Annotated in this window: 24 protein-coding genes; all 24 read right to left on the bottom strand. The window is 60.3% G+C overall.

What is annotated here, in order from left to right; all coding sequences use genetic code 11:
* Positions 1 to 77 precede the first annotated feature (77 nt).
* The 24 genes from CE491_RS08540 to fliE all read right to left on the bottom strand — a co-directional run bounded on the left by CE491_RS08540 (position 78) and on the right by fliE (position 23,186).
* Complete coding sequence (locus CE491_RS08540; protein ID WP_110947916.1) at positions 78 to 866, bottom strand: protein phosphatase CheZ; 789 nt, start codon at positions 864 to 866, stop codon at positions 78 to 80.
* Between the two features lie 19 nt (positions 867 to 885).
* Positions 886 to 1,260: a chemotaxis response regulator CheY gene (locus CE491_RS08545; RefSeq protein WP_175500148.1), complete on the bottom strand. Its 375-nt coding sequence runs from the start codon at positions 1,258 to 1,260 to the stop codon at positions 886 to 888.
* A 283-nt stretch (positions 1,261 to 1,543) separates the two neighbouring features.
* Positions 1,544 to 2,284 carry an RNA polymerase sigma factor FliA gene (gene fliA / locus CE491_RS08550; protein WP_110947917.1) on the bottom strand — a complete coding sequence of 247 codons (741 nt, stop codon included), beginning with the start codon at positions 2,282 to 2,284 and terminating at the stop codon, positions 1,544 to 1,546.
* Positions 2,281 to 3,114: a flagellar synthesis regulator FleN gene (gene fleN, locus CE491_RS08555; protein WP_110947918.1), complete on the bottom strand. Its 834-nt coding sequence runs from the start codon at positions 3,112 to 3,114 to the stop codon at positions 2,281 to 2,283. The genes fliA and fleN overlap by 4 nt, the downstream gene beginning before the upstream one ends.
* A 118-nt stretch (positions 3,115 to 3,232) precedes the next feature.
* A complete protein-coding gene (gene flhF / locus CE491_RS08560) occupies positions 3,233 to 4,591 on the bottom strand; it encodes a flagellar biosynthesis protein FlhF (protein WP_110947919.1) in 1,359 nt (452 codons plus the stop codon).
* Positions 4,592 to 4,602: 11 nt separating this feature from the next.
* Positions 4,603 to 6,732 (bottom strand): flagellar biosynthesis protein FlhA, encoded by a 2,130-nt coding sequence (gene flhA / locus CE491_RS08565; RefSeq protein WP_110947920.1) that lies wholly within the window; start codon positions 6,730 to 6,732, stop codon positions 4,603 to 4,605.
* Positions 6,733 to 7,553: 821 nt separating this feature from the next.
* Positions 7,554 to 8,693, bottom strand: a complete 1,140-nt coding sequence (gene flhB, locus CE491_RS08570; RefSeq protein ID WP_110947921.1) for a flagellar biosynthesis protein FlhB — start codon at positions 8,691 to 8,693, stop codon at positions 7,554 to 7,556.
* A 1-nt stretch (position 8,694) separates the two neighbouring features.
* On the bottom strand, positions 8,695 to 9,480 hold the full coding sequence (gene fliR / locus CE491_RS08575) for a flagellar biosynthetic protein FliR (protein ID WP_110947922.1): 786 nt from the start codon (positions 9,478 to 9,480) through the stop codon (positions 8,695 to 8,697).
* Between the two features lie 7 nt (positions 9,481 to 9,487).
* Entirely contained in the window at positions 9,488 to 9,757 is a 270-nt protein-coding gene (gene fliQ, locus CE491_RS08580; protein WP_110947923.1) for a flagellar biosynthesis protein FliQ, read from the bottom strand.
* Between the two features lie 25 nt (positions 9,758 to 9,782).
* The gene (fliP, locus tag CE491_RS08585; RefSeq protein WP_110947924.1) at positions 9,783 to 10,526 is read right to left on the bottom strand and encodes a flagellar type III secretion system pore protein FliP; all 744 of its coding nucleotides are present in this window, start codon (positions 10,524 to 10,526) and stop codon (positions 9,783 to 9,785) included.
* Positions 10,526 to 11,032: a flagellar biosynthetic protein FliO gene (gene fliO / locus CE491_RS08590; RefSeq protein ID WP_110947972.1), complete on the bottom strand. Its 507-nt coding sequence runs from the start codon at positions 11,030 to 11,032 to the stop codon at positions 10,526 to 10,528. The genes fliP and fliO overlap by 1 nt, the downstream gene beginning before the upstream one ends.
* An 81-nt stretch (positions 11,033 to 11,113) precedes the next feature.
* A complete protein-coding gene (gene fliN / locus CE491_RS08595) occupies positions 11,114 to 11,578 on the bottom strand; it encodes a flagellar motor switch protein FliN (RefSeq protein ID WP_110947925.1) in 465 nt (154 codons plus the stop codon).
* A 64-nt stretch (positions 11,579 to 11,642) separates the two neighbouring features.
* Positions 11,643 to 12,611, bottom strand: coding sequence for a flagellar motor switch protein FliM (fliM, locus tag CE491_RS08600; RefSeq protein ID WP_110947926.1), 969 nt, complete (start codon positions 12,609 to 12,611; stop codon positions 11,643 to 11,645).
* A gap of 9 nt (positions 12,612 to 12,620) precedes the next feature.
* Positions 12,621 to 13,124 (bottom strand): flagellar basal body-associated protein FliL, encoded by a 504-nt coding sequence (fliL, locus tag CE491_RS08605; protein WP_110947927.1) that lies wholly within the window; start codon positions 13,122 to 13,124, stop codon positions 12,621 to 12,623.
* Positions 13,125 to 13,353: 229 nt separating this feature from the next.
* Entirely contained in the window at positions 13,354 to 14,760 is a 1,407-nt protein-coding gene (locus tag CE491_RS08610) for a flagellar hook-length control protein FliK (RefSeq protein ID WP_110947928.1), read from the bottom strand.
* Between the two features lie 78 nt (positions 14,761 to 14,838).
* The gene (locus CE491_RS08615; protein WP_110947929.1) at positions 14,839 to 15,231 is read right to left on the bottom strand and encodes an Hpt domain-containing protein; all 393 of its coding nucleotides are present in this window, start codon (positions 15,229 to 15,231) and stop codon (positions 14,839 to 14,841) included.
* Positions 15,232 to 15,261: 30 nt separating this feature from the next.
* The gene (locus tag CE491_RS08620; RefSeq protein WP_267894475.1) at positions 15,262 to 16,971 is read right to left on the bottom strand and encodes an ATP-binding SpoIIE family protein phosphatase; all 1,710 of its coding nucleotides are present in this window, start codon (positions 16,969 to 16,971) and stop codon (positions 15,262 to 15,264) included.
* Between the two features lie 2 nt (positions 16,972 to 16,973).
* Positions 16,974 to 17,276 (bottom strand): STAS domain-containing protein, encoded by a 303-nt coding sequence (locus tag CE491_RS08625; RefSeq protein WP_110947931.1) that lies wholly within the window; start codon positions 17,274 to 17,276, stop codon positions 16,974 to 16,976.
* A gap of 137 nt (positions 17,277 to 17,413) precedes the next feature.
* Entirely contained in the window at positions 17,414 to 17,863 is a 450-nt protein-coding gene (fliJ, locus tag CE491_RS08630; protein WP_110947932.1) for a flagellar export protein FliJ, read from the bottom strand.
* 6 nt (positions 17,864 to 17,869) lie between these two features.
* The gene (gene fliI, locus CE491_RS08635; protein ID WP_110947933.1) at positions 17,870 to 19,228 is read right to left on the bottom strand and encodes a flagellar protein export ATPase FliI; all 1,359 of its coding nucleotides are present in this window, start codon (positions 19,226 to 19,228) and stop codon (positions 17,870 to 17,872) included.
* Entirely contained in the window at positions 19,218 to 20,036 is an 819-nt protein-coding gene (gene fliH, locus CE491_RS08640) for a flagellar assembly protein FliH (RefSeq protein ID WP_110947934.1), read from the bottom strand. The genes fliI and fliH overlap by 11 nt, the downstream gene beginning before the upstream one ends.
* Before the next feature lie 15 nt (positions 20,037 to 20,051).
* Positions 20,052 to 21,071: a flagellar motor switch protein FliG gene (gene fliG, locus CE491_RS08645; protein WP_110947935.1), complete on the bottom strand. Its 1,020-nt coding sequence runs from the start codon at positions 21,069 to 21,071 to the stop codon at positions 20,052 to 20,054.
* Complete coding sequence (fliF, locus tag CE491_RS08650; RefSeq protein ID WP_110947936.1) at positions 21,064 to 22,842, bottom strand: flagellar basal-body MS-ring/collar protein FliF; 1,779 nt, start codon at positions 22,840 to 22,842, stop codon at positions 21,064 to 21,066. Before fliF ends, fliG begins: the two co-directional genes overlap by 8 nt.
* A 14-nt stretch (positions 22,843 to 22,856) precedes the next feature.
* Complete coding sequence (gene fliE, locus CE491_RS08655; RefSeq protein ID WP_110947937.1) at positions 22,857 to 23,186, bottom strand: flagellar hook-basal body complex protein FliE; 330 nt, start codon at positions 23,184 to 23,186, stop codon at positions 22,857 to 22,859.
* Between the last annotated feature and the right edge of the window lie 67 nt (positions 23,187 to 23,253).

A 23,253-nucleotide genomic window follows, 5' to 3' on the forward strand; every position in this document is an offset into this window, starting at 1 on the left:
CGCATTGCCTTCGTCGAAGCATTGGCGCGCAGACCTGCAGCCACTTTCACATAGAACCCGGGACTGAAATCTTCGAATCAGAACCCAAGGCTGGATAGCAGATCGTCAACATCATCCTGACCGGATACGACGTCTTCACGTTTATCGGCATGAATCTGCGGACCTTCACCCTTGGAATGAATTTTTTCCTGTTCTTTTTGCCTACGGAACTCTTCCTGGTCGTGTTCGATACCAGCAAAGCGATCCACTTGGCTTGCCATCAGCACCAGCTTGAGCAGATTGCTCTCGACCTCGGTCACCAGCGTAGTGACACGCTTGATCACCTGGCCGGTCAGGTCCTGATAGTCCTGGGCCAGCAAAATGTCGTTCAGGTGGATGGCGACCTCTTGGGTCTCCTTCTCGCTGCGCGTCAGAAAACCATCGACGCGGCGGGCCAGATCCCGAAACTCCTCGGCACCGATCTCGCGACGCATGAAACGCCCCCAATCGACGCTCAGGGCCTTTGCATCGGCACTGAGGCCATTCATCAGCGGCGTGCTCTGCTCCACCAGGTCCATCGTGCGGTTGGCCGCACCTTCCGTGAGCCTGACAACATACGACAGGCGCTCGGTGGCGTCAGTGATCTGGGACACTTCTTCGGCTTGCGGCATGTGCGGGTCAATCTGGAAATTGACGATTGCGCTGTGCAGTTCGCGCGTCAGCTTGCCGACTTCCTGATACAGACCGCGATCCCGGGTCTGATTAAGCTCATGGATAAGCTGCACGGCGTCGCCGAACTTGCCTTTTTCAAGGCTGGCGACCAGTTCTTGTGCGTGTTTCTTCAGGGTCGACTCGAAGTCACCCATTGTCGAATCTGTAGGATCCATAGCGCCCTCGCAGCGGACATCAGCTATTGACGCGCTCGAATATCTTCTCGATCTTCTCTTTGAGCACCTGAGCGGTGAACGGCTTGACCACATAGCCATTCACACCGGCCTGGGCGGCCTCGATGATCTGCTCGCGCTTGGCTTCGGCAGTCACCATCAGTACCGGCAGGTGACGCAAACGCTCGTCGGCACGCACCTGACGCAGCAGGTCGATACCGGACATGCCAGGCATGTTCCAGTCGGTCACCAGGAAATCAAAAGCGCCGCTCTGCAGCATCGGCAATGCGGTGGTACCGTCATCTGCTTCGGCCGTGTTGGTGAACCCAAGGTCACGCAACAGGTTTTTTATGATCCGCCGCATCGTTGAGAAGTCATCAACGATGAGGATTTTCATGTTCTTGTCCAATTCGACCTCCAAGCAGTCTTTAACGCGTCCAGCTCTGGACGCGCGTTCAATCAATCCCGGCACACCAAACCACCGGTTACACGAAAACGAGGGGGTCTTTCGAAGAAACATGTGATGAGCGCAGCGGAAAAAGGTCTTGAAGTCCTGATCCGACCGGCTCCTGCCTTGTCTCTTTTGTATCCCACACAACGCCTTGCACTGCCGGTCCCACATTCATGCCGCAGATTTCCATCCACGCCGCAGGTATCCATCGCAGGCCTGCGTCAATGAGTCATCGCGCGCGCCATTCTCCCAGACGTCCCCGCAAACGTGCGGCGCACTGGCTGTGCAGCTGGCTGACACGGGATTCGCTGACGCCCAGTACCTCGCCGATCTCCTTGAGGTTCAGTTCTTCGTCGTAGTACAGCGCCAGCACCAGGCGTTCACGCTCGGGCAGGTTGGCGATGGCCTCCGCCAGCGCGTTCTGGAAGCGCTCGTCTTCCAGATCCCGCGACGGCTCCAGCGACTGGCTCGCGCCGTCCTCGTGCAGTCCTTCATGCTCGCCGTCCTGCAACAGGTCGTCGAAACTGAACAGCCGACTGCCCAAGGTATCGTTCAAAATCCCGTAATAATCGTCGAGACTCAATTGAAGTTCGGCAGCAACCTCATGATCTTTAGCGTCACGGCCGGTTTTCGCTTCAATTGCCCGAATCGCATCGCTGACCATGCGCGTGTTGCGGTGAACCGAACGCGGCGCCCAGTCGCCCTTGCGCACTTCGTCGAGCATCGCGCCGCGGATACGAATACCGGCGTAGGTCTCGAAGCTCGCGCCCTTGGTGGAGTCGTATTTGGTCGACACCTCGAGCAAACCGATCATGCCCGCCTGGATCAGATCCTCGACCTGCACGCTGGCCGGCAGACGCGCCAGCAAGTGGTAGGCGATGCGCTTGACCAGAGGGGCATAGCGTTCAATCAACTCATACTGAGAGTCTTTGGACGATTTGCTGTACATGCGATAGCCACTTGCTGTCATGACACTGGCCCTGCGCTGGCCTGATGAACCAGGCGTTCAACGAAAAATTCAAGGTGACCACGCGGGTTCGCCGGCAGTGGCCAGGTATCGACCTTCTGCGCGATGGCCTTGAACGCCAGCGCGCACTTGGAGCGCGGAAACGCTTCGTAAACCGCCCGCTGCTTCTGCACAGCCTTGCGCACGCATTCGTCGTAAGGCACGGCGCCGACATACTGCAGGGCCACGTCCAGGAAACGGTCGGTGACCTTGGTCAGCTTGGCGAACAGGTTGCGCCCTTCCTGCGGGCTCTGCGCCATGTTGGCCAGTACGCGGAAGCGGTTCATGCCGTAATCGCGGTTCAGCAGTTTGATCAGCGCGTAGGCATCGGTGATCGAGGTCGGCTCGTCGCACACCACCAGTAGCACTTCCTGGGCAGCGCGCACGAAGCTCACCACCGATTCGCCGATCCCGGCAGCGGTGTCGATCACCAGCACGTCCAGGTTGTCGCCGATATCACTGAATGCCTGTATCAGACCGGCGTGCTGCGCCGGGGTCAGATGGACCATGCTCTGGGTGCCGGACGCCGCCGGCACGATGCGAACGCCGCCCGGGCCCTGCAACAGGACATCGCGCAGCTCGCAGCGCCCTTCGATGACGTCCGCCAGGGTGCGCTTGGGGGTCAATCCCAACAATACGTCGACATTGGCCAGACCCAGATCGGCGTCCAGCAACATGACGCGACGTCCCAGCTCGGCCAGGGCCAGCGAGAGGTTCACTGACACGTTAGTCTTGCCTACGCCACCTTTGCCACCGGTCACCGCGATAACCTGTACGGGATGCATGCTGCCCATGTTAATTTTTTACCTTGTCTTGCTTAGACCAAAGCCACATTTCGGGCTGCACGTTCACTGCGTGAACAATGCCTGGCAGACCACCGATGCAGGTAGATTCCATTGTCATTTTCCCTACCTAGCCCGCACGCTTGCCGGGGCTGTGATAAAGATCCGCAAACATATCCGCCATCGCTTCCTCGCTAGGCTCCTCCTGCATCTGCACGCTGACAGCCCTGCTGACCAGTTGGTGCCGACGTGGCAGATGCAGATCATCGGGTATCCGTGGGCCATCGGTGAGATAGGCCACGGGCAGTTCGTATGTCACCGCAAGACTGAGCACTTCGCCAAGGCTTGCGGTTTCGTCGAGCTTGGTCAGGATGCACCCGGCCAGACCGCAACGTTTGTAACTGTGATAAGCCGCTGTGAGCACTTGCTTCTGACTGGTAGTGGCCAGGACCAGATAGTTGCGCGCCTTGATCCCGCGACCGGCCAGGCTTTCGAGCTGCAGACGCAGGGCCGGATCGCTGGCTTGCAGGCCGGCGGTGTCGATCAGTACCACGCGCTTGCGCAGCAGAGGCTCCAATGCCTGGGCCAGGGATTGTCCCGGATCGACGTGAGTCACCGGCACATTGAGAATTCGCCCCAGGGTCTTGAGCTGTTCCTGAGCCCCGATGCGGAAACTGTCCATGCTCACCAGCGCGATATTTTGCGCGCCGTATTTCAACACATAACGGGCCGCCAGTTTAGCCAACGTGGTGGTCTTGCCCATCCCGGCAGGACCGACCATGGCGATCACGCCGCCCTCTTCCAGCGGCTCGATGTCCGGGGTGACGATCATGCGGGCCAGATGCGCCAGCAGCATGCGCCAGGCGTGCGGCTGATCATCGGTGTCCGGGACCATCGCCAGCAGATCACGCGACAGCGGGCCGGACAGGCCAACGCGTTGCAGACGACGCCACAGATTGGCCTGTTGCGGACGGTTGCCTTGCAGTTGATTCCACGCCAGCGAACCCAGCTGGACTTCCAGCAGTTCACGCAGGCCATTCAATTCGGAGCGCATCGACTCGTAGGCGCGCTGGCCGATCGCCGCCTCCGCAGCCGATTGACGTTCGGCGCGCTCGGTGCGATCGGCAGCGACCGCCGCGTGAATCGAAGGGCGAAACGGCTCATCCAGCGTCGGCTCGATTTGCTTGCTGTCGTCCATCGCAAGACCGGTGAACAACTGGCGGTTGGCGACGGTGTCCAGCTCGCTGCGGTGAGTCAGCTCGGCCTGGGCGGTGACGATGCGCGATTGAGTCTTGCGCAGCTCGTCTTCGAGCTCGATGTTCGGCACACGTGGCGCCAGCGCAGACAGTTTGTAGTCCAGCGCGGCAGTCAGTTCCACGCCGCCGGCGATCCGCCGGTTACCGATGATAGCGGCTTCAGCGCCCAGCTCATCACGAACCAGTTTCATGGCTTGTCGCATATCGGCGGCGAAAAAACGCTTAACTTGCATGACTCACTACCTCAGCCGTTAGGCCCGACAGTCGCTACGATGGTGACTTGCTTGTTGTCAGGAATTTCCTGGTACGCCAAAACATGCATATTCGGGACTGCCAGGCGTCCAAAGCGGGACAACATGGCGCGAACCGGACCTGCGACCAACAAAATAACCGGCTGACCCTGCATCTCCTGACGCTGCGCCGCTTCGATCAACGAGCGCTGAAGTTTCTCAGCCATGCTCGGTTCGAGCAGAACGCCTTCTTCCTGACCCTGACCTGCCTTCTGCAGACTATTGAGCAATATCTGTTCCAACCTTGGCTCAAGGGTGATAACAGGCAGCTCCGGCTCAGTGCCAACAATGCTTTGCACGATGGCGCGGGACAAACCGACCCGTACGGCAGCCACCAGGGCGGCGGTATCTTGACTCCGCGCAGCGTTGTTGGCGATGGCTTCGGCGATGCTGCGGATGTCGCGCACCGGGACCTGTTCGGCCAACAGTGCCTGCAACACCTTGAGCAGCGCCGACAGTGACAGCACACCTGGCACCAGTTCTTCGGCCAGTTTTGGCGAGCTCTTGGCCAGCAACGTCATCAGTTGCTGGACCTCCTCGTGCCCGATCAACTCATGAGAGTGCTTGTAGAGGATCTGGTTCAAGTGGGTTGCCACTACAGTGCTGGCGTCGACCACGGTGTAGCCGAGCGATTGCGCCTGCGCGCGCTGGCTGATTTCGATCCACACCGCTTCCAGGCCGAACGCCGGGTCTTTGGCAGTGATGCCGTTGAGGCTGCCAAAGACCTGCCCGGGGTTGATCGCAAGCTCGCGGTCCGGGTAAATCTCCGCCTCGGCCAGGGTTACACCCATCAGCGTCAGGCGGTAAGCGCTTGGCGCCAGGTCCAGGTTGTCGCGGATGTGCACGGTCGGCATCAGGAACCCCAGCTCCTGAGAGAGCTTCTTGCGCACGCCCTTGATCCGCGCCAGCAGTTGGCCACCCTGGTTGCGGTCTACCAGCGGAATCAGGCGATAACCCACTTCCAGGCCGATCATGTCGATCGGGGTGACGTCGTCCCAGCCCAGTTCCTTGGATTCCTGCGCGCGGGTTGGCGAAGGCAGTAGCTCCTGTTGGCGCTTGACCTCCTGAATCGCCGCCAGCTTGACCTGATTCTGTTTCTTCCACAGCAAGTACGCGCCACCCGCCGCCACCAGCCCCAGGCTGATGAACGAGAAGTGCGGCATACCCGGCACCAGCCCCATGACAATCATGATGCCGGCCGACACGGCCAGGGCTTTATGCGAGGTAAACATCTGACGACCGACCAGCTTGCCCATTTCTTCCGAACCGGACGCGCGGGTCACCATGATGGCCGCTGCGGTGGACAGCAAAAGCGATGGCAATTGCGCCACCAAACCGTCACCAATGGTCAACAGCGCATAGACCTTGCCGGCGTCGCCGAAGCTCATGTTGTGCTGGATGATGCCCACCAGCATGCCGCCGATGAGGTTGATGAACAGAATCAACAGGCCGGCGATGGCGTCGCCACGCACGAATTTGCTGGCACCGTCCATCGAGCCGTAGAACTCGGCCTCCTGGGCGACTTCCAGACGACGGCGCTTGGCTTCGGGTTGGTCGATCAGGCCGGCGTTGAGGTCGGCGTCGATGGCCATCTGTTTACCGGGCATCGCATCGAGGGTGAAGCGCGCACTCACTTCGGAGATACGACCGGCACCTTTGGTCACCACCACGAAGTTGATGATCATGAGGATCGCGAACACCACGATACCGACCACGTAGTTACCGCCGATCACCACCTCACCGAAGGCCTGGATCACCTTACCGGCAGCGGCGTGGCCGTCTTGGCCGTGGAGCATGACCACGCGGGTGGAAGCGACGTTGAGCGCAAGCCGGAGCAAGGTAGCGATCAGTAGAATCGTCGGGAAAACCGAGAAATCCAGGGGGCGTAGTGCGTAAACGCAGACCAGCAGGACCACGATCGACAGCGCGATGTTGAACGTGAAGAACACGTCCAGCAGGAACGGCGGCATTGGCAACATCATCATTGCCAGCATGACCAGCAACAGCAACGGCACGCCCAATTGACCGCGGCCCAGGCCAACCAGTCCAATGCGAGCGTTAGAGATTAACTGAGAGCGATCCACCGATTCTGTACCTGCGAATTAATCAAAACTTTGACGCCAGAGGCGCTGTAACGCAGGTATTGCAAAAACCTGTCCAACTCTTGGAAAGGGCTGAAAATATCAGGGTGCCACTATTTAGAACGTGGGGTAATCGACGAATGGGTAGCGCGGCTTGTTTGCTCTGCCTAACGGCAGAAGCGTTTCGCCTTCGGCGAGTTACCTGGAAAAAGCCCCCAAGTGACCAAGGGGGCTTGCTCCGGGTTTGGCCCGACTTCGTCGGGTTCCCTCACTTTGGACTGCCCTCAAGTCGCGATTCGTGTCGTCTGGACTATCGCGTAAGAAGAGCAAAAGCAAAGCGGGAGCGGGAGCGGGAGCGGCGGGATTAGGGCCTGAAGATAGACGCTGTACCTGTGGGAGCTGCCGGAGCTGTGCGACAGCCGCGAAGGCGGAGTGCCAGACAGCACATCCATAACTGACCCACTGCATTCGCTGCCGTCGTAACCTCCGACGTCTCCCACAGGGTGGACTCAGCCTTCAGATCTCCTGCGCTGCGGCTATTGCTGTCGGTGCGCGATAGTTCAGATACCGCCGACGCGACTTGAGTGCAGGCCGAACGCAGGCGACGCGCAGTGGGCCGAGCGACATGGATGGCGGATGGCGGCGGGCCAACGGAGCGTCACCGGAGTGAGGGAACCCTGACGAAGTCAGGGCCAAACCAGGAGCAAAAGCGCTTTGGTTACTTTCGCGCTTTTCGAGAGTGACCCGCCGTAAGGGCGGAGCCAATCTCTGCAACACCCTGATAACGGATATACACCCAGAACCCAGAACCCAGAACCCAGAACCTAAGAATCCCGCCGCAAATCCGGCGGAATCGGCAAATTCTCATTCAACGGATCAGGCCGTTTCCCACGCCCAGCACGGTACTGGCGAATCTGATAGACGTAAGCCAACACCTGCGCCACCGCCAAATACAACCCCGCCGGAATCTCCTGTTCCAGCTCAGTGCTGTAATAAATCGACCGCGCCAGCGCCGGAGACTCCAGCAACAAAATCTGATGCTGGGCAGCAATCTCGCGTATCTTCAGCGCCATGAAATCGCTACCCTTGGCCAGCAGCGTCGGCGCCCCACCCTTGTCCGGGTCGTACTTGAGGGCAACGGCATAGTGGGTCGGGTTGGTGATGACCACATCGGCATCCGGGATCGCTGCCATCATCCGCCGCTGCGACATCTCGCGCTGCAACTGCCGAATCCGCTGCTTGACCTCCGGCCGCCCTTCGCTGTCCTTGTGCTCGTCGCGCACTTCCTGCTTGGTCATCAGGAGCTTCTTGTGCGCTTCCCATAACTGAATTGGCGCATCCACTGCGGCGATGATTACGAGACCGAGGGCAATCCATAACGTACTCCAGCCCACCAGCTGGAGGCTATGCACGACCGCCGATTCCATCGGTTCGTGGGCGATAGCCAGCAGATCGTTCTTATCCTTCGCCAGCACCACCACCGCCACCAGCAGCACCACGGAAAATTTCGCCAGGGCCTTGAGCAACTCCACCAGCGATTTGGTGGAGAACATACGCTTGATGCCAGCGGCAGGATTCATCCGGCTGAACTTGGGCGCCATGGAGCCGGCGGCGAACAGCCAGCCACCCAGGGAGATCGGGCCGATCAGCGCCGCCAGGGTCAGGGCGATCAGCAGCGGCTGCAACGACAGCAGCGCTGCCTTACCCGACGCCATCAACATCAGCCCCATGGAGCGCTCATCCATGAGTGCATCGCGAGAAATGACGAAGTTGTCGCGCATCAGTTGCATCAGCATTTCCGCCATGGAGCCGCCAAACGCCAGCAGGCCGGCAGCCCCGACGATCATCACGAAAACCGTGTTCAGCTCTTTGGAGCGGGCGATCTCGCCCTTCTCCCGCGCGTCACGTTTGCGTTTGTCCGTGGGGTCTTCTGTCTTGTCCTGCCCACTCTCGCTTTCAGCCATGTCAGCGTGCCTTGACCATGTCCTTGAGCAACTGCAAGGCGTCGACCGCCAGCGGTTGGTATTGATTGAGAATGTCGCCGAGGGAGATCCACAGAATCCCCATGCCCAGCACCAGCGTCAACGGAAAACCGATGGAGAAGATGTTCAGCTGCGGCGCGGCGCGGGTCATCACGCCCATGGCGATGTTGACCACCAGCAGCGCCGTGATCGCAGGTAACACCAGGATGAGCGCCGCCCCAAGCACCCAGCCCAGACGCAGCACCAGCTCCCAGAAATCGGCGGCCACCAGCCCCTCGCCCACCGGCAGCGTGGTGAAGCTCTCGATCAGCACTTCGAACACCACCAGATGCCCGTTCATGGCCAGAAACAGCAGCGTGACAAGCATGGTAAAGAATTGACCGATCACTGCGGTCGATACCCCGTTGACCGGGTCGACCATGGACGCGAAGCCCATGCCCATCTGGATCGCCACGATTTGCCCGGCGATCACGAACGCCTGAAAGAACAACTGCAGCGACAACCCGAGCGCGGCGCCGATGATGATCTGTTCGCCGATCAGCAGCAGCGCACTGAGGTCCAGCGCGTGCACCTCAGGCATCGGCGGCAGACTCGGGGCGACGACAACCGTGATGGCCAGCGCCAGATAGAGGCGCACACGTTTGGGCACCAGCGTCGTGCCGAAGATCGGCATCGTCATCAGCACCGTCGCAATCCGGAACAACGGCAGCATGAACGCGGCAACCCAGGTGCTGATCTGCGTGTCGGTCAGCGCCAGCACAGGCTCCATTCGCCGATCAGCCGATGACTTGAGGAATGCTGGTGTACAAGTTGGTGATGTACTCCATGAACGTGCGGACCAGCCACGGGCCGACGACGATCAGGGTAATCAACATGACCAACAGGCGCGGCAGAAAACTCAGGGTCTGTTCGTTGATCTGCGTGGCTGCCTGGAACATCGATACCAGCAGGCCGACGATCAGGCTCGGCACCACGAGAATCGCTACCATGGTGGTGGTCAGCCACAGCGCTTCGCGAAACAGGTCTACAGCAACTTCCGGGGTCATGCCGGGCACTCCTCGTCAGACAGGTTCATACGCCGCCGAAACTGCCGGCCAGCGTGCCGATGATCAGCGCCCAGCCATCCACCAGCACAAACAGCATGATCTTGAACGGCAGGGAAATAATCAGGGGAGAGAGCATCATCATACCCATGGCCATCAGCACACTGGCGACGACCAGATCGATGATCAGAAACGGGATGAAAATCATGAAGCCGATCTGAAAGGCGGTTTTCAGCTCCGAGGTCACGAACGCCGGCACGATGATGGTCAGCGGCGCGGCATCGGGGGTGGGGATGTCAGTGCGCTTGGACAGACGCATGAACAGCTCCAAGTCGCTGGAACGGGTCTGCGCCAGCATGAAGTCCTTGATCGGCACTTCGGCCTTGGCCACGGCATCCTGAGCGGTCATTTTCTCGGCGAGATAGGGTTGCAAGGCGTCGTTGTTCACTCGGTCGAACACCGGGGCCATGATAAACATGGTCAGGAACAGCGCCATGCCGGTAAGGATCTGGTTCGATGGCGTCTGCTGCAAGCCAAGGGCTTGCCGCAGGATCGAGAACACGATGATGATCCGGGTGAAACTGGTCATCAGCATGACGAACGCCGGAATGAAGCTCAGCGCTGTCATGATCAAGAGGATCTGCAGGCTGACCGAGTACTCCTGCTGCCCGTTGGCACCGGTGCCCAGGGTGATCGCCGGAATCGACAACGGGTCGGCGGCGAACGCCAACGGCGCTGCCAGCAGCAACAGCAGCGTCAAAACAATACGCATCAGTTCTTATCCTTCTGACCCGGGCTGCCCAGTCCGTCTTTGCCTGGACGCGGCATGATCATGCCTTTGTTGCCCAGCACGTCCATCAGGCGTCTGGCGAATTCCGGCGTCGTGTGCTGGGTTTCCGGCACCTGGACCGGCTCGCTCATCACATGCAGCGCGGTGATGCTGCCGGGCGAGACCCCCAGGAGCACCTGCTCGTTGCCGACCTGGACCAAGACCAACCGATCACGCGGCCCGAGGGCGCGGGAACCGACCAGTTCGATGACCTGATTGCCCGCAGGCCCCGTACGCTGCACCCGGCGCATCAGCCAGGCGAGGACGAAAATCAGCCCGACCACCAGCAACAGGCCCAGCACCAGCTGCAGCAACTGGCCCCCGATGCCGCTGCTCAACGTGCTGGACACCGCGGGCGCCGTCACTGGCGCAGTGGCCGGGGCGACAGCGGCGGCAGGCGCGGCGGTTGTGGCCGGCGCGACAGCAGACGTGGCTGGACCGGCAGCCATGACCGCCCACGACGTTACCAGCAGCATCAGCCCCGCCAGCCCTTTCAGCCCTTTCAGCCCTTTCACAAAAAAAACGCCCACTTAACGCAGCTTCTTGATGCGTTCGCTCGGGCTGATCACATCGGTGAGGCGAATGCCGAACTTCTCGTTCACCACGACCACTTCACCGTGGGCGATCAGCGTACCGTTGACCAGCACGTCCAGCGGCTCGCCGGCCAGACGATCAAGCTCGATCACCGATCCCTGGTTCAGTTGCAGCAGGTTGCGGATGTTGATGTCGGTGCTGCCCACTTCCATGGAAATCGAAACCGGGATGTCGAGGATCACGTCCAGGTTCGGGCCGTCCAGCGACACCGGACCATTGTTTTTCGGCACGCTGCCAAACTCTTCCATTGCAAGGCGATTGCTCGAGGAATTACCGGCGTCGGCGGCCAGCAGTGCGTCGATGTCGGCTTGGCCACCCTCTCCGGCTTCATCCAGGGCCGCAGCCCACTCGTCGGCCAGCGCCTGGTCGTCTGCGGAATTCATTTCGTTTTCATTAGCCATGGTTGTCCTCGGGGAGCAATAGCAAATCGTTTACACAGCACATTCTGAAGCTGACGACAAAACATCAGCGGCGTTCTACCGGTTCGATCACTTGCAGGGCCAGATTACCCTTGTGCGAACCCAGCTTGACCTTGAACGACGGCACGCCGTTGGCGCGCATGACCAGGTGATCGTTCAGCTCGACCGGAATCACGTCGCCCGGCTGCATGTGCAGGATGTCCCTCAACTTGAGCTGACGACGGGCCACCGTCGCACTCAAGGGCACCGCCACGTCCAGCACGTCTTGCTTGAGGGCGTTGACCCAGCGCTCATCCTGATCGTCCAGGTCGGACTGGAAGCCGGCGTCGAGCATTTCGCGTACCGGCTCGATCATTGAATACGGCATGGTCACGTGCAGGTCGCCACCACCGCCATCGAGTTCGATGTGGAACGTGGAGACCACAATTGCCTCGCTCGGGCCGACGATGTTGGCCATGGCCGGGTTCACTTCCGAGTTGATGTACTCGAAATTGACTTCCATGATCGCCTGCCAGGCTTCTTTCATGTCGATGAACGCCTGATCCAGCACCATCCTCACCACGCGCAGCTCGGTCGGGGTGAATTCCCGGCCTTCGATCTTGGCGTGACGGCCATCGCCACCGAAGAAGTTATCCACCAGTTTGAACACCAGCTTGGCGTCCAGGATGAACAACGCGGTGCCGCGCAACGGCTTGATCTTGACCAGGTTCAGACTGGTCGGCACATACAGCGAATGCACGTACTCGCCGAACTTCATCACCTGCACGCCGCCCACTGCCACGTCCGCAGAGCGGCGCAGCAGGTTGAACATGCTGATGCGGGTATATCGGGCGAAACGCTCGTTGATCATTTCCAGGGTCGGCATACGTCCGCGGACGATGCGGTCCTGGCTGGTCAGGTCATAACTCTTGACGCTGCCAGGTTCCATAACGCTTTCGGTCTGCACCAGACCATCGTCCACGCCATGCAGCAGCGCGTCGATTTCATCCTGGGACAGCAGGTCTTGCACGGCCATGTCGTGGTCCTACTGCAGTACGTAGTTAGTGAAAAGTACCTGATCGATGACGCTTTTGTTCAGCTCTTTCTGCCCGACTTCCTGAACCACCGCAGCGGCTTTCTGGCGCAGCATTTCCATGCCCACCGGCGTTGCGATGGTGTCGAACGGCTGCCCGGAGAACATCATCACCAGGTTGTTGCGAATGACCGGCATGTGCACTTTCAACGCCTCCAGATCGGCGTGATCACGGGCCAGCAAGGTAATGCTGACCTGCATGTAGCGCTGCCGGCCGTTGACGTTGTAGTTGACCACGAAAGGCGGTGTCAGCGGTTCGAAGATCGCTTCCTTCTTGACGTTGGCAGCCTCAGCCGCCAGCGCGGGATCAGGCTTGCTCTCGGCCTTGTGCATGATGAACCAGGTCGCGCCGACCGACAGCCCGACAGCCAGCAACAGGCCCACCACCACAAGAATGATGACCTTCAGCTTGCCTTTTTTCGCGGGGTCTTTAACTGCGTCGTCGCTCTTCGCCATGCCAATAATCCGTCACTATCCAAGGGGTTCGGTGTTACGTGACAGAGCAAGAGCAAGGGTTGTGCCAGAGTTGGCGCGCAGGGAGGTGGGGCTTTTGATTCTGCCCGAAGGAGCGCAAGAGCGTGCTTGTCCGCAAACGGCCGTATCAGACGGTGCGGATGAGGCTGATAGCCGTCTTCGCGGGCAAGCACACTTCTACGTCTGCGGCAGAAGGGAGCTTGCCTGTCGGTCAGGCGTAATAGTCGACCGCGCTGGAGCCGATAACGGTCAACGGCGCGCTCGCCGCCGCCGACGCTGTATCGATTGGTGCGCCGTTGGCGATCAGATCGCTGCCGTTGGAACTGCCGGAGCCGCTGCTGTCATTACCGCGCTGGCCGTCGCCACCCGACTGCTGCTGGGCCTGCTGCTGCCAGCCACGGGACTGATCCGAAACGTTGACGTCGACCTGGCCCATGCCCTGCTGGACGAAGGAATCACGCAGACGCGACATCTGGCTTTCCAACGCTTCACGCACGCCGACATGGGCGCTCATGAAAGTCACCTGAGTCTGCTGATCTGCCGCCATATTGACGCGAATGTCCAGACGACCCAGTTCAGCAGGCTCCAACTGAATGTCGGCCTGCTTGAGATTTTGACTGGACAGATACATGACGCGGTTGACCACGCCTTCGGTCCAGCCACTCTGGTTCATGGCCAGCGGCTGATTGATCAAGGGCGCAGGCGCAGGCGCATTGTCTTTCACCTGTGCCGCTTGGGACAGCGCCGCCAGACGCTCGGCGAAGTTGTCCACTCGGGTGTCGCTGCCAGCGCTCTTGGTGTCCTTCAGGCCATCGGCCAGCAGACCGCTGAAGCCCTTGTCGCCGCCGCCCTCGGTGGTGCTCTTGTCTACGGGTTGATCGCCCAGCGCCGCCAGATTACTAACTTGCAGCTGCGTTGGATCGGCATTTGGGTCCTGCTTACCGGAGGCCTTGTTCGCGTCGTTCGTATTGCCGGCCGCTTGTGCCGTCTGCCGGGTGTGGTTTTCCAGTGCGACCTGCACGGCCGTTAGCCCTTCGAGCGGATCGGCCGAAGGATCGAACTTTTCGTCGTTGGCATCTGCCGGCGCCTGGACCACAGGCGCAGGAACGACCGGCGCTGCAGCGGCCAGCACAGCTGGATCGACCGCAGGCTGCGCATCAACCGCCGGCGGCTCTACAGGCGGCACGGGTTCCTGAGGCGCGGCGACGACCAGCGTCGGGTCAAGGACCGCAGCCGTGACGCTGGTGTCATCGGACGTGTGCGTGGTATCAGAAGCGTCGTCATCGCTTTTGTCGTTGCTGTCATTGCCGTCAGCCTTGCCGTGGTCAGCCTTGGCAGGCAAACCGTTGCCGTTATCGGCAACCGTCTTGTCGGAAGCGGCAGGAGAGTGGGTGGCATCGCTCTTGCTGTGAACTGCCGGACTCTTGGCACTTGCAGACTTGGCAGGGCTGTCATCGACGCTGTTTGCCTTGGCCGGGGCCTGCTTGGCGAACACGCTTGAAAAGCTGGAAGTGTTGTCCTTGACGGGGTCCGGTGCCTTCGCCGATGTGGCGGTGCTGGCTTTCTGGGCCTTTGCAGCCGTCAGAGCCGTCATTAATGGATTGTTGGCGAGGGCCATGTTGATCTCCGCAAGAGCACGATTACACAGAGATAAAGCAAATGGCGGGCCAGAGTTGGAAGTTTTGCGTACACAGCATCAATGACTGGCAAGCGTGGTCTGCAATTCAACGTCGAATATGTCGCGCACCACGCAGAATTCGCTGTCGATGTCTTGGACCAACTGCGTGACTCGCGCCTCGCTGACCGCACCCTGACCGCGGACCAGATCTTCGAGTTCTCCACACAACTGCGCCAGATGAGCGGCACCCATATTGCTGCTGCTGCCTTTGAAGCTGTGGGCCAGCAAGCCTAGCTGGTCCAGGTGGGTCTGCGAGGCCGCAGAGAAATCAGCGGCCTGGATCAACCCGTTCAAATCGGTGACACGGGCTTGCGAATCCCTGATGAATATATGAAGCAATGCCGGATATTCGGTCTCCATGACATCGCGCAACGTATTGAGTACGGTCAAATCCACATGTTCTTCCAACACTTGCTCACTCCTTGATCAAGAATCGCGGGATTATGCCAGACCCTCCCACGCAAACTCCACAGACGCCGTACGGCCATCTTCCGACCACCGGCAGCGATCGCTGAGCTGACGAACCAGGCTCAACCCGCGCCCTGACAGTTGGTCAATCGCAGGCGGCAGCGCCAGGACATGCTGGACGTCGAAGCCGCTGCCGCTGTCGTGTACCTGGACGGTCAGGCGACCACCCTGAGCTACCGGGATTATCTGAAAATTAAAGCGGATGAACCCATACTCCAGCGCGTCCAGCCGCTCACCGCGTTGCTGGTAGTAAAGCGCAAATCCTTCGGCGTCGCATTTGAGCGCCGAATCCAGCCCGAGGACGCCGTGCTCCAGGGCATTGCTGTACAGCTCGGCCAGCACGATGTACAGCTCGCTGCTTTGCTGACGCAGGCCGTGGACCTCTTGCAACAGTTGCAGCAAATAGGGCAGCGGGTTGAAACGTTTGAGGGTCGAGGCCCGGAATTCGAAACTCGCCGACCAGTCCAGCGGGCTGGAATCGCCGCTGTCGGTATAGACCACTGACGGCAGGCCGAGGGATTCCGGTTCGGTGAACCCCACCTCCAGCATGCTCACGTCATCACGCACCTGCCCGCGAAACCGTGCCAGGGCCCACTGCACCTCTTCAATCAGCGTCGCCGGATTGCGATTGGAGACGAACACGTTTTGCAGACGCCGCGCGCCGAACATTTCTCCGCTTTCGTCAGTACTGTCCACCACGCCGTCGGACAATAGAAATACTCGGTCGCCGGCGCCGAATGGATAGACTTGGGTGTTGTCATCGAAACTGCTGGCGCTCAGCACACCCAACGGCAAATGCGCCGACACCAGCGGCGTGTGCGGGCGCCCGTCGCTGTGCAGCAGATAGCCATCCGGCAGGCCGCCGTTCCAGACCTCCACCAGCTGCTGTTTGAAGTTCACGCAAATCAGCGCTGCGCAGCAAAACATGTCGACCGGCAGAATCCGCTTGAGCTTGGCATTCATCTCACGCAGGGTTTCCGGCAGGCCGTAACCCTTGGCCGTCATGCCGTAGAACACCTCGGCCAGCGGCATGGCACCGACCGCCGCAGGCAGGCCGTGGCCAGTGAAATCGCCGAGCAGCACATGCATGTTGCCGGACGGCGCCCAGGCCGCCAGCAGCAGATCACCGTTGAACAGCGCGTAAGGTGATTGCAGGTAGCGGATGTTCGGCGCGCTGAGGCAGCCGGAGTGGGCGATCTGATCGAATACCGCTTTGGCCACGCGCTGTTCGTTGAGCAGGTATTTGTGGTGCCGGGCAATCAGGTCGCGCTGTTGCAGGACGGTTTCCTGCAACAACCGCAGGCGGTTCATCGCATTGATCTTGGCGGCGAGCACCACTTGGTTGTAGGGCTTGGCGACGAAGTCATCACCCCCGGCATCCAGGCAACGCGCGAGCGCTTCGCCTTCGGTGAGGGAGGTCAGGAAGATGATCGGGACCAGCGCCTCACCGGCCAGCTCCTTGATCCGTCGCGCGGCCTCGAAACCGTCCATCACCGGCATCAAGGCGTCCATCAATACCAGCTGCGGGCGGCGCCGTTGGAACAGAGCAACCGCCTCAGCCCCATCGCAGGCGCTCAGCACCTCATGCCCCTGGCGGCTGATGATCGCCGAGAGCAGCATGCGGTCGCTGGCATTGTCATCGGCGATGAGGATTGTCAGACGCTCAGGTGGTGCTGACTCCACCATCACTCGATGCGGAAGAGTTTGGAGAAGTTGGAAATGGCGAGGATTTTGATGACATCGGCATTGCAGTTTTCCAGCCGCACATCAGAGCGTTCACCGCCAGCGTGATCGCGTAACAGCAAAAGCATGCCCAGCGCCGAGCTGTCGAGGTAATTGGTTTCCTTGAGGTCGACCACGTAGCGCTGGGCCTTGGTTTCCTTTTCGTAGGCATCACGGAAATCCTGATGCTTCGAAAAATCGAAGCGTCCCTTGATCTTGATGGTCAGCTGCTGCTCGTCGGGAGAACGATCGGAGGTTACTGACATAGACAAAAATCCCTTATATGAAACGGTGTCAGACGCTTGAAGTTTTAGCACTGGTTGTGGGGCGCGGCAAATGGAAGATGGCGCGAGCGGGACCGAGGTCTGTGTTGCAGCGGCAAGCCACCCATCCGGGCCACAATCTAGAACTGCTCCTGGCGCGGCAATCGCTGGGACAACTCGTCCAGCAGCTTCTGTTCGCGCTTGTCTTCGAGCGCGCGAGCTTCGTCGATGTAGCGCTGCACCAACTTGCGCAGCCCCTCGACACGTGCGTAAGCCTTCTGCCATTCGCCGCGGGCCTTGTTCAGATTGTTCTGATGCCAGTTCAGGCTCTGGCGTTGCTGGTTGACGGCTGTCTCCAGCTGATTGAGAAAGCGCTGATAGTTCATCAGCCACTGCCCGGAAACTCCGTGTGCGCCCTTGTCGATCCACTGCTGCTGGTAGTCGGAACGAAATTTCTCCAGCTCGCCGAGTTTGCTCTCGGCCAGCCGCACCTGTCCCTGAAAATGCCCCAGGCGCTGGACGGCAGCTTTCTCTGTCTTTTCGGCCATGTCCACCACGGGCGCCAGACGGGCCGCGCGACTCTGCGCCATGACCTATCAGCTCCCGGCCTGGGGATTGAAGATCTTCGACAGTTGAGCTTCGCTGCTCGGCATACTCTCGTTGTCGTGCAACCCCTGGCGCAGGTAACGCACCAGTTGCGGCTGCAGATTGATCGCCAGGTCGGTTTCGCGATCGCCGCCAGCCACATACGCACCGACACTGATCAGGTCACGGCTCTGCTGATAACGCGACCACAACTGCTTGAAATACTGCGCCTGGGTCATGTGCTCGGCAGACACCACCGACGGCATGACCCGGCTGATGGAGGCCTCGATGTCGATCGCCGGGTAATGCCCCTCCTCCGCCAGACGCCGCGACAGCACGATGTGACCGTCCAGCACGCCCCGCGCCGAGTCGGCGATCGGGTCCTGCTGATCGTCGCCCTCGGACAGCACGGTATAAAACGCGGTAATCGACCCCCCGCCTTTCTCCGCATTGCCGGCGCGCTCCACCAGCTTGGGCAACTTGGCGAACACCGATGGCGGATAACCCTTGGTCGCAGGCGGCTCGCCGATGGCCAGGGCAATTTCCCGCTGGGCCTGGGCGAAACGGGTCAGAGAGTCCATCAGCAACAGGACGTTCTTGCCCTTGTCGCGAAAATATTCTGCGATGCGCGTGCAGTACATCGCGGCGCGCAGACGCATCAGCGGTGCATCGTCCGCTGGCGAGGCGACGACCACCGAGCGCTTGAGGCCTTCCTCGCCGAGGATGTGTTCGATGAATTCCTTCACCTCGCGACCCCGCTCACCGATCAGCCCGACGACGATGATGTCGGCCTCGGTAAAGCGGGTCATCATCCCCAGCAGCACACTCTTGCCGACGCCCGTACCGGCGAACAGGCCAAGACGCTGACCGCGACCGACCGTCAATAAACCGTTGATACAGCGGATGCCGACGTCCAGCGGTTGGCTGATCGGATCGCGCTTGAGCGGATTGATGGTCGGGCCGTCCAGCGGCACCCAGTCCTCGGCCTTCATTCCGCCCTTGCCGTCCAGCGCACGACCGGCGCCATCGAGCACACGACCAAGCATGGTCATGCCCATCGGCAGACGGCCAGTGTCCGGCAACGGCACCACGCGCGCACCGGGAGCAATACCGGCGACGCTGCCCACCGGCATCAGGAACACCTTGCTGCCGGCAAAGCCCATGACTTCGGCCTCGACTTCAACCGGATGATGGCTGTCGTCGTTGATCACCACGCAGCGACTGCCCATGGCCGCGCGCAAGCCTTCGGCCTCCAGCGTCAGCCCCACCATGCGCAGCAGGCGGCCTTCGACCATGGGTTGAACTGGCAGGGTGATGGCGTCAGCGTAAGTGCTCAGACGCTTGCCGAAGCTGGTGCGCTCAAGACGCATCGGATGCGTCCGCGTTTTTCTGCATGAGTTGTTCGGCACTCTTGATCGCCGCTTCCAGATCGACGCTCACATCGGGCACCGTGGGGTGCAGCGCCTGCTCGTGCAATTGATCGAACATCTTGGCAATCGCAACACTCAGCCGCGTTTCGACGGTCGCGTCGATCCGGCTGTGCTCGGTCTCGACCCTGCAACCGCCCGGCTGCAGCGTGTCGTCTTCAAGAATCCGCCAGTTTTCCTCGTGACGCTCGCGCAGGGCTTTGACCTGAGCGAAGTCCTGAGAATTGACCAGAATGCGCACGTTGGTGGCGCCCATCGGCAGCAGGCGCAAGGCGTCCTGCAGCACCTTGCCGATCTGGCTCGAGTCGGTTTTCAGTTCGCGCTGAATCACCTCGCGGGCAAGGTGTTCAACCAGCTGAATCATGGATTTTTCGATCTGTGCATCCTGGTCGGCGATAGGCTCGAACAGGTGCGTCATGAGGGTTTCCAGGCTCTCGAGTTTCGCCGCGAGGGCGACTTCGGCCTCCTGACGCACCTTGAGCTGGGTGCTGTGGAAACCTTCCTTCTCGCCGATGGCGAAGCCTTCGTTGTAAGCGTCCTGACGAATGCTTTCCAACTCTTCGAGGGTCAGTGGCTGGACTTCTTCGAGCGGCACTTCTTCGCTTTCGGCAGGCTCCGGCGCTTCGGCCACCGGTTCAGGCTCTGGCTCTTCCACGCGGGGATCGAAGCTGGGCAACGTCCAGACATCGATCCCACGCAGATCCTTGGCGCGGATAAGCTCGCTGGGTGCTTCTTTATCGGAGCTGAACATCGACTGCACCTGTTGTTAAATCATTTCCTCGCCACCCTTGCCGCCGAGAACGATCTCCCCGGCCTCCGCCATACGACGGGCAATGGTGAGGATTTCCTTCTGGGCTGCTTCCACGTCGCTGACGCGAACCGGACCCTTGGCCTCCAGGTCGTCGCGCAACAGCTCGGCGGCACGCTTGGACATGTTCTTGAAAATCTTTTCCTTGATCGCCTCGTCCGAACCCTTGAGTGCCAGTACCAGCACATCGGAAGAGACTTCGCGAAGCAAGGCCTGAATACCACGGTCGTCGACGTCGGACAGGTTGTTGAAGACGAACATCAGGTCTTCGATCTGTGTCGAAAGGTCTTCGTCCACCTCGCGAATGGAATCCATGAGCTGGCCTTCGATCGAGCTGTCGAGGAAGTTCATGATGTCTGCTGCACGCTTGATACCGCCCAGGGTGGTACGCGACGTGTTGGCGTTGCCCGAGAACTGCTTCTCGAGGATCTGGTTCAATTCTTTCAAGGCCGCGGGCTGCACGGTGTTCAACGACGAGACGCGCAGGATGATGTCCAGACGCACCTTGTGGTCGAAATGGCTCAGCACTTCACCGGCCTGGTCGGCGTCCAGATAAGCGACCACGATGGCCTGGATCTGCGGGTGCTCGTAGCGAATGACGTCCGCGACGGCGCGCGGTTCCATCCACTTGAGGCTGTCCAGACCGCTGGTGTTGCCGCCCAGCAGGATGCGATCGATCAGGCCATTGGCCTTGTCTTCGCCCAGGGCCTGAGTGAGCATCTTGCGGATATAGCCGTCGGAACCGATGCCGACGCCGGTCTGATCTCCGACCACGTCGACGAACTCGCTCATCACCTGCTCGACCTGCTCGCGATGGACATTGCGCATCTGCGCCATGGCCACGCCGACGCGCTGGACCTCCTTAGGGCCCATGTGACGCAGAACCTGGGCAGCATCAGTCTCACCCAGGGTGAGCAACAGGATCGCAGCCTTATCAACGCGGCTCAGTTTGACCGCAGCAGCACGATTATCACTCATCTGTGTTGATCCACTCTTTTACGACCTGAGCCACACGAGCCGGGTCTTCAGCCACCAGGCTCTTGATTGCGTTGAGCTGCGCGTCATAACCCTCGCTCGGGCTCGGCAGCAGAATGCTTTGCGGACCGCCCAGACTCACGCGGTCGTTGGCCAGCTCACCATCCATACCGACCATGCCGCCCAGCTCGACGTCACTGTCGGCGAGCTTGCTCTTCGGATTGGTGATGTTGTTCAACACCGGACGCAGGACGCCGAAGACCAGCACCAGGATGAAGAGCACGCCCATCGCCTGTTTGACGATGTCCCAGAACCATGGCTGCGAGTAGAACGGAATGTCCGGAATCACTTCGCCACGATCGGCGGAAAACGGCACGTTGATCACGCTGACACTGTCGCCACGGCTGGCATCGAAGCCCACGGCGTCCTGCACCAGACGGGTGAAGCGCGCCAGTTGATCGGCGGTCCACGGCACCATGGTGGTTTCACCGTTGGCCGGATTGACCTTGACCTGATCGTCCACCACCACCGCTACCGACAGGCGATTGATCTTGCCCTGCTGTTGCTTGGTGTGGCTAATGGAACGGTCCAGCTCGAAGTTCTTGGTCGACTGGTTACGCTTGTCCGCCGGGTACGGCGCGAGCATCGGCTGACCGGTGGCCGGGTCCATGATCTGCTGACCGTTGGCGTCCAGCAGCGGTTGGCCTGGAGCGATCGGGCCTGTAGCACCGGCGGCACTGGCGGTGGCGTTCTGCGGAGCAGTGGCCGGGCCCGGTGGCTGGTTGCTCAGAGCACCCGGCACGCCTTGTGGGCCGCTGCTGCTGGAGCGTTGTTCGTTGACCGTCTGCTCGCTGCGCAACGCAGGCTGATCAGGGTTGAAGCTTTCGGCGGTGGATTCCACCGCACTGAAGTCGACGTCGGCCGAGACTTCAGCTTTATAACGATCATTACCCAACACCGGTTGCAGAATGTTCTGCACGCGCTGGGTCAGCATGCCTTCCATGCGACGGGTGTAGTCAAACTGCTTACCGGCCATGCTCAGCTCGGAGTTTTCCGCCTGGTCGGACAGCAGATTGCCTTTCTGGTCGACGACGGTGACCTGTGATTTGGTCAACTCAGGGACGCTGGTCGCCACCAGATTGACGATGGCCATGACCTGACCCGGCTCGAGGCTGCGACCGGCGTACATTTCCACCAGCACCGAAGCGGTGGGTTTACGGTCGTCACGCACGAACACCGAACTCTTCGGAATCGCCAGGTGCACGCGAGCGGCCTTGATGTTGTTCAGGCTGGAAATGGTGCGCGCCAATTCGCCTTCCAGTCCGCGACGGTAACGGGTGGCCTCCATGAACTGGCTGGTGCCCAGGCCCTGGTCCTTGTCCAGAATTTCGAAGCCGACGTTGCCGTCGTTCTGCGCGATACCGGCGCCGGCCAGTTTGATACGGGCACGGGCCAGGTCGTCGGACTTGACCAGCAAGGCGCCGGAATTGGGCTCCACGGTGTAAGGAATGTCGGCCTGCGCCAGCGTATCCATCACCTGCTTGGTGTCCATGCCCGACAAGCTGCCATACAGCGGCTTGTAGTCTGGCTGTTGCGACCAAAGCACGACGGCAAAACCAATCGCCACGCTGGCAGCCAGACCGACCATGAGGCCAACCTGACGCAGCATCGTCATCTCGGACAGATTTTGCAGGAACGCCAAACCGAACATCGGCGGCTTGCTTCCTGTCGCACCCGTTTTGGCAGGTACGTTATCGGCGACGGCTTCAGCCATGACTTAAATTGTCCTCAAACCGGCATTTGCATGATGTCTTGGTACGCCTGAACCAGCTTGTTACGTACCTGGGTCAGCGCTTGAAACGAGACGCTGGCTTTCTGCGAGGAAATCATCACATCGGTGAGGTCCACGCCGCTCTTGCCCATTTCGAAGGCCGTGGACAGCTGGTTCGACGCCTGTTGCGTGTCGTTGACCTTGTTGACGGCCATGCCGAGCATGTCGGAAAAACTTGTGCCGCCTGTGATCTCCGGGGCTTCGATAGCAGCAGGCTTTGCCATGGCGTCCATCTGCATGGAGCGCATGTCCAACATCAAGCGATTAAATTCAACACCTTGGCTCATGGACTTCTCTCTCAAAAGGGCCGCAAATTTTTGACACCGATTCCGCGGTTATCCATGTAGTAGCAAC

The organism is Pseudomonas bohemica (genome assembly GCF_002934685.1).
Taxonomy (GTDB): Bacteria; Pseudomonadota; Gammaproteobacteria; order Pseudomonadales; family Pseudomonadaceae; genus Aquipseudomonas; species Aquipseudomonas bohemica.

Excerpts from the sequence above, each read along its gene's own strand:
- CE491_RS08540 (WP_110947916.1), bottom strand. The coding sequence starts at position 866 with ATGGATCCTACAGATTCGACAATGGGTGACTTCGAGTCGACCCTGAAG.
- CE491_RS08545 (WP_175500148.1), bottom strand. The coding sequence starts at position 1,260 with ATGAAAATCCTCATCGTTGATGACTTCTCAACGATGCGGCGGATCATA.
- fliA (WP_110947917.1), bottom strand. The coding sequence starts at position 2,284 with ATGACAGCAAGTGGCTATCGCATGTACAGCAAATCGTCCAAAGACTCT.
- fleN (WP_110947918.1), bottom strand. The coding sequence starts at position 3,114 with ATGGGCAGCATGCATCCCGTACAGGTTATCGCGGTGACCGGTGGCAAA.
- flhF (WP_110947919.1), bottom strand. The coding sequence starts at position 4,591 with ATGCAAGTTAAGCGTTTTTTCGCCGCCGATATGCGACAAGCCATGAAA.
- flhB (WP_110947921.1), bottom strand. The coding sequence starts at position 8,693 with ATGGCTGAAAGCGAGAGTGGGCAGGACAAGACAGAAGACCCCACGGAC.
- fliR (WP_110947922.1), bottom strand. The coding sequence starts at position 9,480 with ATGGAGCCTGTGCTGGCGCTGACCGACACGCAGATCAGCACCTGGGTT.
- fliQ (WP_110947923.1), bottom strand. The coding sequence starts at position 9,757 with ATGACCCCGGAAGTTGCTGTAGACCTGTTTCGCGAAGCGCTGTGGCTG.
- fliP (WP_110947924.1), bottom strand. The coding sequence starts at position 10,526 with ATGCGTATTGTTTTGACGCTGCTGTTGCTGCTGGCAGCGCCGTTGGCG.
- fliO (WP_110947972.1), bottom strand. The coding sequence starts at position 11,032 with ATGGCTGCCGGTCCAGCCACGTCTGCTGTCGCGCCGGCCACAACCGCC.
- fliN (WP_110947925.1), bottom strand. The coding sequence starts at position 11,578 with ATGGCTAATGAAAACGAAATGAATTCCGCAGACGACCAGGCGCTGGCC.
- fliM (WP_110947926.1), bottom strand. The coding sequence starts at position 12,611 with ATGGCCGTGCAAGACCTGCTGTCCCAGGATGAAATCGACGCGCTGCTG.
- fliL (WP_110947927.1), bottom strand. The coding sequence starts at position 13,124 with ATGGCGAAGAGCGACGACGCAGTTAAAGACCCCGCGAAAAAAGGCAAG.
- CE491_RS08610 (WP_110947928.1), bottom strand. The coding sequence starts at position 14,760 with ATGGCCCTCGCCAACAATCCATTAATGACGGCTCTGACGGCTGCAAAG.
- CE491_RS08625 (WP_110947931.1), bottom strand. The coding sequence starts at position 17,276 with ATGTCAGTAACCTCCGATCGTTCTCCCGACGAGCAGCAGCTGACCATC.
- fliJ (WP_110947932.1), bottom strand. The coding sequence starts at position 17,863 with ATGGCGCAGAGTCGCGCGGCCCGTCTGGCGCCCGTGGTGGACATGGCC.
- fliI (WP_110947933.1), bottom strand. The coding sequence starts at position 19,228 with ATGCGTCTTGAGCGCACCAGCTTCGGCAAGCGTCTGAGCACTTACGCT.
- fliH (WP_110947934.1), bottom strand. The coding sequence starts at position 20,036 with ATGTTCAGCTCCGATAAAGAAGCACCCAGCGAGCTTATCCGCGCCAAG.
- fliG (WP_110947935.1), bottom strand. The coding sequence starts at position 21,071 with ATGAGTGATAATCGTGCTGCTGCGGTCAAACTGAGCCGCGTTGATAAG.
- fliF (WP_110947936.1), bottom strand. The coding sequence starts at position 22,842 with ATGGCTGAAGCCGTCGCCGATAACGTACCTGCCAAAACGGGTGCGACA.
- fliE (WP_110947937.1), bottom strand. The coding sequence starts at position 23,186 with ATGAGCCAAGGTGTTGAATTTAATCGCTTGATGTTGGACATGCGCTCC.